The organism is Rhizobium sp. 01N424 (assembly GCF_056399485.1).
This window is the reverse complement of the sequence record NZ_JBFTRK010000005.1, coordinates 296,277-308,281: the sequence shown is the minus strand read 5'-3', so window position 1 is coordinate 308,281 and position 12,005 is coordinate 296,277. Positions and strand designations below refer to the sequence as shown.

The window sequence follows — 12,005 nt, the reverse complement described above, 5'->3', positions numbered from 1 at the left end:
TCTTCGGGAGGCTGTTCTTTTCATCTGGTGAGGTAACGGAAATGGCCTGCCGGTGCAAGGCTTTCGGCACGCGTGGCGCGCGGCTCACGTTTTCGCGCTGTTAACAGCGGCGCGCTAGCATGGATGTATGATCTCCTCCCACGCGCTTCAACTCGGTGCCCTGCTTCACCCCTACAATCTCTTCGTCTTCGCCACTTATTTTATCGACAAGCGCGCCGCCCGTCTGGGACACCGGCGCGTCAGCGAGCGGACCTTGCTGATGCTGGCATTGTTCGGCGGCAGCCCGGGCGCGATCACCACGCAGCGTCTGCTGCGGCACAAGACGCAGAAGGAGCCGTTTCGCACGCTTCTTATGGGAATTGCGCTGCTTCATGCCGTGGTATGCGGTGGGCTTGCCGTCTTCGTCGCAGCCGGACGATTGGGGCTTACTTAGAAGTCCGGCCCGTAAGTGCCGTCGCCCCCGCTCTCGAGCGGCTTGGTCAAACCGACGGAGGGTACGTCGCGATCAAGCTTCGGGTTGTAGACGATCGACAGCCAGTGGATGCTATAGCCGTGCTTCTGGAAGAAGTTGATAGCCTCGTTATTACCCGAATGCGTCTGCATGCCGGCGCTGGAGAAACCCTGGTCGGCGATATCCGTCTCGATCTGCGCCAGCAGCGCGGCGCCGACACCCTGGCGAGTGAAGGCCGGGTCGATCCAGAAATCCGAGATCGTTTCGTCGAATTTCTCCCGGGCGCCCCAGCCGACAATCTGGCCGTTGAGTTCGGCCACCGTAATCGTCAGCCAGCTGTTGCGTGCAAAGTTCGTAAAGGCACTCCGCGCCGCATCGAGCAGCGCGTCCGTCTCGCCCATGGCCACCATCGCCTTTTGCCAGGCTCTGAGGCCGATCTCACTCAGAAGGTCCGCCTCGCCCTCGCGGGCATTGCGAATGTGGATCATGGAACCCCCGTTCAATGATCAAAGTAGAACACCGAATCGCCTGTTTTTCTATCGGTTTGCGCGGCTTACGCACCGTTTTTGCAGGCGCGTTGCGAATCTGGCGCGCTTGACGGCAACCTGTGCGTGGGTTAGGCAAATCTTATGTTGAATTCGTCTGAGACCCGCTAAGGGCCCTGCCCGCAAGCTGCTTGCGCGCATGGGCCAGAAAAAAACGAAACCCCGCCGTTCGCCTTGAACGCCGGATCGTTTTTTTGTGCGCTTTCGAGCGCCAGACCGGATCAACACAACAATGGACATTTCACGCGCCGAACAGCGCATCCTGCACCTGCTCGCCCAAGGCGGCCGGATCGAACTCACCCGCGGCGAAGACCGCGTCATCGAGAAGCTTCAACTTTTCACCAGAGAAGGCTGGGTCTTCTCCGGCATCGACATCCTCACCTTCCGCAAGCTCAAGCAGAAACGGGCCATCCGCTCGCAGGGCGGCAAGCCCTACCGGATTACCGAGCGGGGACTGGTGCTGGTGAGGGCGGAGCAGGATAATCGATGAAGGCAGAAGGACCGGCTCTCATAGGAGAGCCGGTCCTTCAACATCCTATCGAACCAAGCCCACGATCGAACCGCACACTCAATGTTGCAGCAAACGGTATGGGAAGAGTTTCACGCCTGTAGCAGCGTAGGTAGAGTCCAACTGGCAGCTTTCGTCGGCCACTAAGTACTTGATCGCAGCGGAGGGCTCCGGCGCCATACTCACCTTGTAGTAGCGCTGCAAATACGTATGAAGCGGCCAATCCTCCCAAACCTTGCCACAGGCGCTAACCGTCTGGCGGCACGCGGTCTTGCTGGCACCGCAAACGGCCTCGGCAATTGCAGATGCGTTTTCAATAACCCGCTTGTCGCCGCCCATACGGCCAAAATTCAAACCAACAATCACCACGGATGCGGCAAGAAAAACGCTCGACGCGATCCACAAGCGATTCTGCCACCGCTCTCCCAGGCGGCTGAGACCACCTAGCAGAACAGGCGCACACAACACGCAGAATCCCGTCGAAAAATACGGCAACGAAGGATTGAAGTAAAAGTTCGTGACACGCGGACTGGCGAGAATTGGAAATGAGGCCGAACACCCGACAAGCAACAAGAATGCTGCACTCTGCATTCGTTTCTTCCGCAAAACCGCGTCCGGTACCGCCATGTTCCACCGGCGGAAAACAACGAGAACAAGCGCGGTGATCGCGAACGAATAGCCGTTGACGCCAATGAGATTGCGAACGGCCGAGAGACCGCCGCCGAAGTTTCCGCGATCTCCTGCCAGACTGGGCAACAGCTGAGCAGCCAAATAGCGCTGTGTCGCTTCGCGCGAAGCGTCGAAAGACCAGAGCACGAGAAACAGAAGCACGACAATGGCGACAAGTATCAGGCTATCGAGCACCACGGCGGCGAAAGACGGGCGCCGAAAACAAAACCAGTAAATCGCCGGCGTGGCCAATGGAAACAAGCCCACCGGGCCCTTCGTAAAAACGGCGAGCGAAATCGCCAGCCCGGCGCATGCGATGAGCGAAACACGCGATAAACTGGAAACACCCAAGCGCCGGTCGTAGGCCGTTACGATCAGTAAGACGGCGCTCAACGTGAAGATAATTAGCTGATTTTCCAACATACCATTGGCAAAACCCCATTTCATGCGGCCGGCGATCAGTACCATGAACAGGGCAATCGGCGCCGCGCGCTGCATGACAACATCGCCGTCGTGCAACCGCATCCACATTTTGAACAGGAGGACGCCTGCGACTGCAAAAGTCAGCAGCGAGAAACTCTTTTCGACTGCAATCGTGTCACCGAAGACCATGAACCCCAAGGATTCAACCCACATCATGAAAGGGGGGTGTTCTGCGAAGACCGGGAAGAGTGTCTGTGAGAAATACGGGCTCCAGGCCGAACCGACCCCTTCGGCCATATTTCTGGCGACTCCAGCGTAGATGCCGCCGTCAAAGTAGAAAGAAAGCTGAACAAGTTTGACAAGCAGCAACGAGCATACGGAGGCAGCAAGCAAAATCCAAAGCGACGTCACCACCTTGCGGGATGGAGTCTGAGGCCCAGAGGGGCCGGAAGCCGAAATAGTCATTTCCAGATAAACCTGTTCGCGATTACGAATTTCCACACCGTATCGATCGCGATACCAGCAAGCGTGGCAAGAAACACGACATGCACGAGCCGCTCATAAGCCAATGTGGCCGCGGAAACGTTGGCAACAATTCCGACGGCGGAAACAGCCAGAAATTTCACGTAACCCAAGGTTTTTTTCCATCCGTACAGCCGTTTGTCCTGAAAGGTCAGAAGGTTGTTGAGCAGAAAATTGCTAGTGGCAGCGACCAGCGTCGCGACCGTCTGTGCTGCGATGAAAGGCAGCGCAAATGCCAAGACCGAATAGAGCACGGCAAAATGAACGAAAATGCCCGAGCCACCAACGAACAAGAAGGAAATGAGGCTGACCGGCAGAAAGCCGCCGGTCATCTTGCTCAGCAAGAATGTCACGAATTTCCATACGACATAGATGTCGAGCTTCGATTCGCCGTGAATTCGCACGCCGAAGTCGAATGGAACCTCACCATGGCGAAGCTTCTTGTTGGAATACATATGTCGAGAAGCAGCTTGAAGCCGGGATCTCCGAGTCTTGGTGCCACATCGAGGAAGCTGCTGCGACGCATTACAAAGAAGCCGGTCAGCGGATCGGACAGCTTTCGTCCAAGAACCAAGCTGCTCAGCCAATTGCCAAATGTGGACAGCCTCTGGCGAAGCGGCGAAAGTCCCTCCAGGGCGCGATCGGCCTCGAGGCGGCGAGCAGCACTGACGATGTCGAGATTATCGCTTTCAAGGCGCGCGATCATGTCAACCAAGACTGCCGGATCGTGCTGACCGTCAACGTCCATCACGCACAGCAAATCGCCACGCGCTGACAACATGCCCTGAATGCTGGACCTGGCAAGGCCACGATCATCCAATCTGATGATAGTTCGAATACGGGCATCGTCTGCGGCGTATTCGAACGCCTTCCGCGCAGTTCCGTCCGCGGAATTGTCATCAACGAACAGTATTTCCCAGTCGATGCCAGCTAGCGTGGATTTTACACGCTCGGCAAACGGAATCACATTTCCGATTTCATTGTAAGTTGGGGCGATGATCGATAGACGTTTTTGCGGCACGGGTTGAACCTGATCGAAATTCACCTCCGCCTAGCAGGGCAGCCAAGCGAAATCTACCCCAAATAGCGATTTGCATACAACCACCGGCAGAGCGCCCCGCTTGCCTCAAGCGGAGCGCCTCAATCTTACCACCACTTGGCAGGGGAGAACTTGCCGGCTGCCTGTTCGATGACATGGGCGGTCTTGAAGAGGGTTTCCTCGTCGAAGGGCTTGCCGATCAGCTGCAGGCCGAGCGGTAGCCCCTTGTGGTCGAGACCGGCGGGAACGGCGATGCCCGGCAGGCCCGCCATGTTGACGGTGACCGTGAAGATGTCGTTCAGATACATCGCGACCGGATCGGCGGCGAGGTTTTCGTCGGCAACACCGAAGGCGGACGATGGCGTGGCCGGGGTCAGGATCGCATCGACACCGGCGTCGAAGACGATCTCGAAGTCGCGCTTGATCAGCGTGCGGACCTTCTGGGCCTTGATGTAATAGGCGTCGTAGTAGCCGGCCGACAGCACGTAGGTGCCGATCATGATGCGGCGCTTGACTTCCTTGCCGAAGCCCGCAGCGCGGGTCTTCTCGTACATGTCGGCGATGTCCTTGCCGTCGACGCGCAGGCCGTAGCGGACGCCGTCGTAGCGGGCGAGGTTCGAGGAGGCCTCGGCGGGCGCGACGATGTAATATGCCGGAAGCGCATATTTGGTGTGCGGCAGCGAAATGTTGACGATCTCGGCACCAGCATCCTTCAGCCAGGCAATGCCCTGCTGCCAGAGGGTTTCAATTTCCTCCGGCATGCCATCGACGCGGTATTCGTTCGGGATACCGATCTTCATGCCCTTCAGCGACTTGCCGAGCGCGGCTTCGTAATCCGGAACCGGCAGATCGACCGAGGTCGTGTCCTTGGTATCGACGGAGGCCATCGACTTCAGGAGGATTGCGGCGTCGCGGACGTCACGGGCGATCGGGCCGGCCTGATCGAGCGAGGATGCGAAGGCAACTGTACCCCAGCGCGAGCAGCGGCCGTAAGTCGGCTTGATGCCGACGGTGCCGGTGAAGGCTGCCGGCTGGCGGATCGAGCCGCCGGTATCGGTTGCGGTCGCGCCGGCGCAGAGATGGGCGGCAACGGCAGCGGCCGAACCGCCCGAAGAGCCGCCGGGAACGAGCTGCTGGTTGGAGCCGGACGCGCGCCAGGGGTTGATGACCGCGCCATAATGCGAGGTTTCGTTCGACGAGCCCATGGCAAACTCATCCATGTTCAGCTTGCCGAGCATGACGGCGCCGTCGTCCCAGAGGTTCTGGGTGACTGTCGATTCGTAGCGCGGCTCGAAGCCGTCTAGGATATGGCTGCAGGCCTGGGTGTGGACGCCGACGGTGGCGAACAGATCCTTGATGCCGAGCGGGATGCCTTCGAGATCACCTGCCTGGCCGGCCGCGATGCGCTCATCGGACTTCTTTGCCATGACGCGGGCGAGATCGGGCGTGGTCTTGATATAGGCGTTCAGCGCGCCGTTCGCCGCATCGATCGCCGAGATATAGGCTTCGGTCAGTTCGGTGGCGGTGATCTCCTTGCCGCGCAGCTTCTCGCGGGCTTCGGCAATGGTCAGGCTAGTGAGTTCGCTCATGGTGTCTACTCGGATCGTTTTAATGGCAGCGTGGATCGGAAAAAGCGGCAGCGCTTATTCGACGACTTTCGGTACCAGGAAGAAATTGTGGTCGGTGACGGGAGCGTTGGCGACGACGTCGTCGGCCTTGTTGCCATCGGTCACCTGGTCGGTCCGCTTCTTCATCGCCATCGGCGTGACCGAGGTCATGGCCTCGACGCCTTCGACATTCACTTCGGACAGCTGTTCGACGAAGCCGAGAATGCCATTCAGCTCGCCGACCATCCGATTTGCCTCGTCTTCGGAGACGGCAATACGGGCAAGGCGCGCAACGCGCTTAACGGTGGCAAGATCGACGGACATGGCATACTCCGAAAGGGAAATTTCCCACTCGCTATAAAGACCAACCGAGCCCTATGCAACGGCTCTATGTGCTCAAACCGGTGTCGCCTAGCAAACACTCCAATAGACCATCAATGCCTTCTACTCGCCGAAAGCTTGAATGGCGAATTTGACGATGGCCCGGCCTCTCATTCTTTATGCCTTGGGCGTTACCCTTGTTGTGTTTGGTGATTTTCATCGTCTGAATATCAGGGAGAGGCTCGCCGGGCACGGCTCCGAACCATCGAAATTCGACAAATCCCAGACCATCATCAACGATTATCCAGACCACACATCCACTTGGTTTATCGGCGAGTCTCAGGCTGACATTGACGTCGCTTCTGGCACCGCCAGAACGTGTCACTTTTAGCTGAACGTGGCGCGTAATCTCGCGAAAGGTTAGAACAAGATCATACCCACCGGCATCGAACTCGCTTTTCAATACCTCTGCGTCGACAACATTTCGTTGCCAAAGACGTTGAAGCAGAGCCCCAATGAAGAGATGCTCGATGATGTTCTCGCGTAACGTCGAATGCAGCGAGTGCTTATCTCTGTCGTCCAAGTATCTGCCCCACATTTCCCATGAGGCAGATAAATTCATTGTCAGCCAACTGTCAAAGCGACAACGTTTCTCCTGGCTTGATCGCCTTCACTTCCGTCTTCGAACCTTCCATGCCGGAGACGAACTTGTCGGCGGTCTGGTCGATGATCGGGAAGGTGCCGTAATGGCAGGGGATGGCGGTCTTGAAGTTGAAATAGCGCTGGCAGGCAAGTGCCGCCACCGCGCCGCCCATGGTGAAGCGGTCACCAACAGGAACGAGACCGATATCCGGCTGGTGCAGCTCGTTGATCAGCGCCATGTCGGAAAAGATGTCGGTATCGCCCATGGCGAAGATCGAGGCTTCGTCGTCGAAATGCAGCATCAGGCCGTTGGCGTTGCCGAGCGCATGGGCAATGCCGTCTTCGGTGACCTGCGCCGAGGAATGCAGCGCATTGGTGAAGGTCGCCGAGAAGCCGCCGAGCGCAATCGTGCCGCCGGTATTGCCCATTTCGATCTTCGAGACGCCCTTGGCGGCAAGCCAGGAGGCGAGATCGGCATTGGCAAGAACCGTGGCGCCGGTTTCCTTGGCGAGCGCGATGGTGTCGCCGACATGGTCGCCGTGGCCGTGGGTCAACAGAATATGGGTGATGCCTGCCGACACATCCTTGATGTCCTGGCCCTCGAAGGAGGCATTGTAGGTCAGGAAGGGGTCGAGGAGGATTTTTGCCTTGCCGGTTTCGATGCGGAAGGCGGAGTGGCCGAGCCAGGTGATCTTCATGAAAAGCGTCCCTTGATTATGTGATGCAAAAGCGGGTCTCGATTGTTATGGACATAGCCGATATGGCTGCAAAGAAAAGCCGCCACAGGCTTCAATTTGTTTTGACGGGATGAAACGGCAATGACAGTGATGACGATCGAAGAGATGGCTGCATTCCTGCAGCCCGGACAGGCGATCGCCGGGCTCGATCTCGGTACCAAGACGATCGGCCTTTCGATGTCGGATCTCGGACGGCGCTTCTCGACGCCACGTCCCGTCATCCGCCGCGAGAAATTCACCATCGACGCCGAGGTGCTGCTGGCTTTCTCCGAAAAAGAAAAGGTTGCCGGATTCGTCATCGGCCTGCCGATGAACATGGACGGGTCCGCGGGTCCGCGCGTGCAGGCAACGCGCGCCTTCGTGCGCAACATGGAGCAGAAGACCGCCCTTCCCTTCGTCTATTGGGATGAGCGGCTATCGACGGTCGCTGCCGAACGCGCTTTGCTGGAGATGGACGTGTCGCGCGCCAAGCGGGCCGAGCGGATCGATTCCGCTGCGGCGAGCTTCATTCTTCAGGGCGCCCTGGACAGGCTGTCGGCGCTTTCGAGAGCGGCCGATTTCGACGCCTGACGGGCGGCCCACCAGGCCAAAATCTTCTTGCGCTTGCGGAACGCGATGATCGCCAGAACCACGAGGCTATCGACGGCAATGGCGCGGGCAACGAGCGGCGGAATGGTTTCCGGCGGCACGCCCAGAACCTGGCCGTAGACTTCGAAGGTCAGGTCATGGACCTGACGGCTCAGCATGAAGATGCCGAAATTCATGTCGTAATAGGAAAGCCAGTACCAGCCGCTCAGGAAAACGATCGGGCCCAACCAGAAGATCAGGAACCACTTCATGCGGCCTCCCCTCGGTGACGCCAGGCAGTCGGACTTTCGAGACCGACAACCCAGGTCGACAATGCCATCACGCTCAGGACGACCGCGGGAACGGTGATATCAAGGGCGAGCACCGCGAAAAACATCATCGCGGCAACAAGCAACGCAGCTTTGGCGGCTCTGGTTCCCATCATGGGTCCTGACAGCTAAGAATTTAACTGCCCGTACCCTGTCGCCTTAACGCTGAGGGCGCAACGTAAACCATTTGTTAAGGTTAACAGCGGGGCGGGTGCCTGTGGATGAGCCGGCCGCCCGTCAGCCGTAGACGCCGCGAACGATGCGCTTCAGCGCCGTCGCCGCCTTGTCCCAGTCCTTGGCGGTCTTCAGCGCCAGCCCGGCGCACTGTCCGCCAGCCGAGGCAGAAAGGACGAGGTGCTGGATCGCGGCGAAGAGAATCGCGTTGGTGGCGACGGGATCGACGCCCTTTGGCGGGGTCAGCGAACCGCGCATGCGCTCCAGCCACTGCGCCAGCGCCTTGGAACGCGCCTCCGAGAGGCGCCTCACCTGCTCGGTATTTTCCGAAACTTCCCAGGCGACTATGCGGCGGACGAGCGGGTCGTCGCGTAGCGCTTCGAGGAAGAGCAGCGACAGCCGCTCCATCAGATCGCCATAGGTCAGCAGGAACATGCCGCCAGTATCTTCGGGGATGCGGTCCTTGACCCAGGTGCCGAGATCGGCGCCGATTGCCTCGACCAGTCCGTTGAGGCCGCCATAGTAGCGATAGATCAGCTGCTTGTCGCAGCCGGCGCGGCGGGCGACGGCGTTGATGCCGAAATTCTGAAAGCCCTCTTCGGCCAGCAGAGCCTTGGCGGCCTTCAGAATTGTCTTTTCGGTCGCGCCGCGGTCGCGGATGCGCTTCTCGGGTTCGGCGGCAACGGGTGCCAAAACCATGGTGTCGTCAAGCATATCGAAGCCGATTCCGTTCTTGTCACTACAAGGTGAGTAACAACGGCACCCTGCCCCGGCAACGGACAAGGCCTTGATAGATTGTGGATAATCCCATGGTTTTCAGGAGATTGGTGAGACCGTGATGCAACGGTCACGGCCTCTCTTCCCTCAGGCGGCCTCGGCCGTCCGCATTCGGGGAATGCTGAAGCCGAGGACGATCGGTACGGTGATCGCGTAAACGGCGATCGCCGACAGCCAGATTGCGCCCGGCCATTGCTGCTGCACGACGAAATAGAAGCTGGAGAAGCCAAGCGGCGCGACGATCGACGAGAGGCTGACGACCGAGGCGAGCAGGCCCTGGAACTGCCCCTGCTGTTCGCCGCTCACCATGCGTGTCGCCATGGACTGCAGCGACGGCACGCCGATGCCGCCCAACACGAACACCGGCATGACGGCAAAGATCATCCACGGCTGCGTGGTGAAGGCCATGACAGCAAGGCCCAGCGAGGTGCCGGCAAGGCCAGTCAGGATGGTGGCGCGCTCGCCGAGCAGCTTCACGGCAGGCCCCGGCAGGAACATCTGCGCCAGAGCCTGGCAGGCGCCATAGGTGCCGAGTGAGAGGCCGATCCACAGGCCGTTCCAGCCGAACACGTCATGTCCCCACAGAGCCCAGCAGGTGCCATAGACCTCGCCGACGCCGCTGAAAATGAAGAAGACAGTGATAATAGGCAGCAAGCCGCGCATCGAGATCAGCCAGCGGAACGGCCGAAGCGGGTTGAGGGCGGCGAGATCGATCCGCTCACGGCTCGGTTTGCGCGACTCCGGAAGCACCAGCAGCGCCAGGAGCAGATTGCCGGCGTTGAGAACTGCGGCAGCTATGAACGGCAGCCTCAGCCAGTAATCGCCAAGGATGCCGCCGAGAACCGGGCCGACGATAAAGCCGATGCCGAAGGTGGCGTTGAACAATCCGAAGCGGCGGGCGCGTGTCTCCTCCGCGGAAATATCGGTGATGTAGGCGCTGGCGACCGAGATGTTGGCGCTTGTCAGCCCGGCGACGGCACGGCCAATCAGCAGCATCCACAGATGAGGCGCGAAGGCCAGGATCAGATAGTTGACGGCAGCGCCTGTCATCGAGATCAGCAGCACCGGCCGCCGCCCGAGCCTGTCGCTGAGAGCGCCGAGCACCGGCGCACAGATGAACTGCATCGCCGCATAGAGCGAGGTCATGATGCCGATATAGGCGGCGACATTGCCTGCATGCGTCACTTCCGCGATCAGCCGCGGAAGAATGGGGAAGATCAGACCGATCCCGACCGCGTCGAGGCCGATGGTGGTGAAGATGACGACGAGTGCCTTGTTCATGGCAGGCTCCGCTATACCGAGTTTTAAAATGTACTCAGTACATAAATCCCTTGACCACAGACTGTCAATGCAAATATGTACTCAGTATACAAACTGCGCTACGATGCGGACATGAACGCGACTTTCGATTCCAATCAGCCCGACGACAGGCGATCCCGCAAACGCCTCGCCACCCGGCGGGCCATCTCTCTTGCCGCCGACCGGCTGTTTCTCGAGCGGGGCTTCGATCATGTGACGGTCGATGACATCGCGGCTGCGGCCGATGTCGGGCGGATGACGGTCTTCAATCACTTCCCGCGCAAGGAGGACATGTTCTTCGATCGCGACGAGGAAGGGCGGGAGACGTTGCGCCATGCGTTGCAAAACCGGGATCCGTCCGTCCCGCCGGTCGAGGCCTTGCGCCTGCTTGCCCACCAGCTGGTGGCCGAACAGCGGCCCTATGTGGAATTTTCCAACCGCAGCCAGAACTTCATTGCAACGGTCGAGCGCAGCGAGACGCTGAAAGCGCGTGCCCGGGCGATCCGCGACGAGCTGGCGCAGACGGTCGCCGCTGGACTGGCGGAGACTGTGGGACGCGACCTGTCCGATCCGGATGCCGATCTCGCCGCCAACCTGCTGCTGGCAACCTGGAGCGTCGCCTTCCTCCAGGCGCATCGGGCATTCCGGCAGGACGGGAATTCAGAGAAGGCGACCGCCCTCTTCCTTGCCATGATCGATCGGGGAAGCACCGGCGTGAAAGCGGCTATGGCGGAAACGCCCTACGCCTGACGGCGCAAGTCTCCATCCGGAGACATCAGAGATATTGGCCGAACCAGATCGAGCGATCCGTGGGATCGACGAAGGGCTTGGCGAGGCGTTCGAAGCCGCGCGAGGCCCAGAAGCGCTGCCCGCCGATATTGCCCGCATTGGTGCCGAGATGAACACCTTTGACCCCGGCCTGGTGGGCCGACGTCATCCAGCGATCGAGAAGCCTGGTGCCAAGCCCCTGCCCCTGCAGCCGCGGCAGCATGTTCATATGGACATGGGCCGGGAACTCGGCGGCGCGCGCCGCGAAAGCGCGCTGCGGATTGTGGATGGTGAAACTGCGGCGCTGGTCGGCATTCCAGCCTTCCGGATCGCCTTGCGGCGCCGGATAGCGGTCGCGCAAGGCGGGCCACCATTCGCTTTCAAGACGGTCTTCGAAAGCAGGCGTATCGTAAGGGCCGACGACATAACCGGCAACACCATCTGCATCCTCGACGACGAAGGACGTGTCCGGGCTCAGCATCACGTAAGGCGCCGAATAGATGTGACCGATCATCTTGCGATCGTGATAGAGCGCCGAGGCATCCTGCCCGGCCTCTCCCGTCAGCAATGAAATCTCGTAGATCGCCTCGAGGTCATCGGGGCGTGCGTTGCGGATCGTTGCCATCG

At 59.7% G+C, this 12,005-nt stretch carries 17 protein-coding genes; 4 read left to right on the top strand and 13 right to left on the bottom strand.

Annotated features, from left to right (window positions below; genetic code table 11):
- Nucleotides 1–127: 127 nt before the first annotated feature.
- Entirely contained in the window at nt 128–433 is a 306-nt protein-coding gene (locus AC1DNK_RS16290) for a DUF1294 domain-containing protein (RefSeq protein WP_477942164.1), read from the top strand.
- Here AC1DNK_RS16290 and AC1DNK_RS16285 read toward each other — a convergent pair.
- The gene (locus AC1DNK_RS16285; RefSeq protein ID WP_477942162.1) at nt 430–939 is read right to left on the bottom strand and encodes an N-acetyltransferase family protein; all 510 of its coding nucleotides are present in this window, start codon (nt 937–939) and stop codon (nt 430–432) included. The genes AC1DNK_RS16290 and AC1DNK_RS16285 overlap by 4 nt on opposite strands.
- Before the next feature lie 289 nt (nt 940–1,228).
- Here AC1DNK_RS16285 and AC1DNK_RS16280 point away from each other — a divergent pair, with 289 nt between their 5' ends.
- A complete protein-coding gene (locus tag AC1DNK_RS16280) occupies nt 1,229–1,486 on the top strand; it encodes a YjhX family toxin (RefSeq protein WP_112389716.1) in 258 nt (85 codons plus the stop codon).
- Between the two features lie 78 nt (nt 1,487–1,564).
- Here AC1DNK_RS16280 and AC1DNK_RS16275 read toward each other — a convergent pair whose 3' ends face one another.
- From AC1DNK_RS16275 to AC1DNK_RS16245, 7 genes are all read right to left on the bottom strand, one after another.
- Complete coding sequence (locus AC1DNK_RS16275; RefSeq protein ID WP_477942160.1) at nt 1,565–3,097, bottom strand: ArnT family glycosyltransferase; 1,533 nt, start codon at nt 3,095–3,097, stop codon at nt 1,565–1,567.
- Nucleotides 3,058–3,471, bottom strand: a complete 414-nt coding sequence (locus AC1DNK_RS16270; protein ID WP_477942158.1) for a GtrA family protein — start codon at nt 3,469–3,471, stop codon at nt 3,058–3,060. The genes AC1DNK_RS16275 and AC1DNK_RS16270 overlap by 40 nt, the downstream gene beginning before the upstream one ends.
- Entirely contained in the window at nt 3,468–4,163 is a 696-nt protein-coding gene (locus AC1DNK_RS16265; protein ID WP_477942156.1) for a glycosyltransferase, read from the bottom strand. The genes AC1DNK_RS16270 and AC1DNK_RS16265 overlap by 4 nt, the downstream gene beginning before the upstream one ends.
- 101 nt (nt 4,164–4,264) lie before the next feature.
- A complete protein-coding gene (gene gatA / locus AC1DNK_RS16260) occupies nt 4,265–5,746 on the bottom strand; it encodes an Asp-tRNA(Asn)/Glu-tRNA(Gln) amidotransferase subunit GatA (protein WP_477942154.1) in 1,482 nt (493 codons plus the stop codon).
- A gap of 54 nt (nt 5,747–5,800) precedes the next feature.
- Entirely contained in the window at nt 5,801–6,088 is a 288-nt protein-coding gene (gene gatC / locus AC1DNK_RS16255; protein WP_112389713.1) for an Asp-tRNA(Asn)/Glu-tRNA(Gln) amidotransferase subunit GatC, read from the bottom strand.
- Nucleotides 6,089–6,152: 64 nt separating this feature from the next.
- Nucleotides 6,153–6,668 carry a hypothetical protein gene (locus AC1DNK_RS16250; RefSeq protein WP_477942153.1) on the bottom strand — a complete coding sequence of 172 codons (516 nt, stop codon included), beginning with the start codon at nt 6,666–6,668 and terminating at the stop codon, nt 6,153–6,155.
- Nucleotides 6,669–6,720: 52 nt separating this feature from the next.
- Nucleotides 6,721–7,425, bottom strand: coding sequence for a metal-dependent hydrolase (locus tag AC1DNK_RS16245; protein WP_477942151.1), 705 nt, complete (start codon nt 7,423–7,425; stop codon nt 6,721–6,723).
- Nucleotides 7,426–7,545: 120 nt separating this feature from the next.
- Here AC1DNK_RS16245 and ruvX point away from each other — a divergent pair, with 120 nt between their 5' ends.
- Nucleotides 7,546–8,034 (top strand): Holliday junction resolvase RuvX, encoded by a 489-nt coding sequence (gene ruvX, locus AC1DNK_RS16240; RefSeq protein ID WP_477942149.1) that lies wholly within the window; start codon nt 7,546–7,548, stop codon nt 8,032–8,034.
- Here the strand turns inward: ruvX and AC1DNK_RS16235 are convergent.
- From AC1DNK_RS16235 to AC1DNK_RS16220, 4 genes are all read right to left on the bottom strand, one after another.
- Nucleotides 7,977–8,303 (bottom strand): DUF6105 family protein, encoded by a 327-nt coding sequence (locus AC1DNK_RS16235; protein ID WP_477942147.1) that lies wholly within the window; start codon nt 8,301–8,303, stop codon nt 7,977–7,979. The genes ruvX and AC1DNK_RS16235 overlap by 58 nt on opposite strands.
- Nucleotides 8,300–8,476, bottom strand: a complete 177-nt coding sequence (locus AC1DNK_RS16230; RefSeq protein ID WP_477942201.1) for a hypothetical protein — start codon at nt 8,474–8,476, stop codon at nt 8,300–8,302. Before AC1DNK_RS16230 ends, AC1DNK_RS16235 begins: the two co-directional genes overlap by 4 nt.
- A 121-nt stretch (nt 8,477–8,597) precedes the next feature.
- Nucleotides 8,598–9,248, bottom strand: coding sequence for a TetR/AcrR family transcriptional regulator (locus AC1DNK_RS16225; protein ID WP_112537391.1), 651 nt, complete (start codon nt 9,246–9,248; stop codon nt 8,598–8,600).
- 150 nt (nt 9,249–9,398) lie between these two features.
- Nucleotides 9,399–10,592 carry a TCR/Tet family MFS transporter gene (locus tag AC1DNK_RS16220; RefSeq protein WP_477942145.1) on the bottom strand — a complete coding sequence of 398 codons (1,194 nt, stop codon included), beginning with the start codon at nt 10,590–10,592 and terminating at the stop codon, nt 9,399–9,401.
- Between the two features lie 111 nt (nt 10,593–10,703).
- On the opposite strand from AC1DNK_RS16220, the gene AC1DNK_RS16215 reads away from it, so the two are divergent.
- Entirely contained in the window at nt 10,704–11,360 is a 657-nt protein-coding gene (locus tag AC1DNK_RS16215) for a TetR/AcrR family transcriptional regulator (protein ID WP_477942142.1), read from the top strand.
- A gap of 25 nt (nt 11,361–11,385) precedes the next feature.
- Here the strand turns inward: AC1DNK_RS16215 and AC1DNK_RS16210 are convergent, their stop codons facing one another.
- Nucleotides 11,386–12,003: a GNAT family N-acetyltransferase gene (locus AC1DNK_RS16210; RefSeq protein WP_477942141.1), complete on the bottom strand. Its 618-nt coding sequence runs from the start codon at nt 12,001–12,003 to the stop codon at nt 11,386–11,388.
- Nucleotides 12,004–12,005 lie beyond the last annotated feature (2 nt).

Bases quoted from the DNA above. Each gene is read 5' to 3' on its own strand.
- AC1DNK_RS16235 (WP_477942147.1), bottom strand. From the start codon at position 8,303: ATGAAGTGGTTCCTGATCTTCTGGTTGGGCCCGATCGTTTTCCTGAGC.
- AC1DNK_RS16220 (WP_477942145.1), bottom strand. From the start codon at position 10,592: ATGAACAAGGCACTCGTCGTCATCTTCACCACCATCGGCCTCGACGCG.
- ruvX (WP_477942149.1), top strand. From the start codon at position 7,546: ATGACAGTGATGACGATCGAAGAGATGGCTGCATTCCTGCAGCCCGGA.
- gatC (WP_112389713.1), bottom strand. From the start codon at position 6,088: ATGTCCGTCGATCTTGCCACCGTTAAGCGCGTTGCGCGCCTTGCCCGT.
- AC1DNK_RS16290 (WP_477942164.1), top strand. From the start codon at position 128: ATGATCTCCTCCCACGCGCTTCAACTCGGTGCCCTGCTTCACCCCTAC.
- AC1DNK_RS16215 (WP_477942142.1), top strand. From the start codon at position 10,704: ATGAACGCGACTTTCGATTCCAATCAGCCCGACGACAGGCGATCCCGC.
- AC1DNK_RS16210 (WP_477942141.1), bottom strand. From the start codon at position 12,003: ATGGCAACGATCCGCAACGCACGCCCCGATGACCTCGAGGCGATCTAC.
- AC1DNK_RS16280 (WP_112389716.1), top strand. From the start codon at position 1,229: ATGGACATTTCACGCGCCGAACAGCGCATCCTGCACCTGCTCGCCCAA.
- AC1DNK_RS16245 (WP_477942151.1), bottom strand. From the start codon at position 7,425: ATGAAGATCACCTGGCTCGGCCACTCCGCCTTCCGCATCGAAACCGGC.
- AC1DNK_RS16225 (WP_112537391.1), bottom strand. From the start codon at position 9,248: ATGCTTGACGACACCATGGTTTTGGCACCCGTTGCCGCCGAACCCGAG.
- gatA (WP_477942154.1), bottom strand. From the start codon at position 5,746: ATGAGCGAACTCACTAGCCTGACCATTGCCGAAGCCCGCGAGAAGCTG.
- AC1DNK_RS16285 (WP_477942162.1), bottom strand. From the start codon at position 939: ATGATCCACATTCGCAATGCCCGCGAGGGCGAGGCGGACCTTCTGAGT.
- AC1DNK_RS16230 (WP_477942201.1), bottom strand. From the start codon at position 8,476: ATGATGGGAACCAGAGCCGCCAAAGCTGCGTTGCTTGTTGCCGCGATG.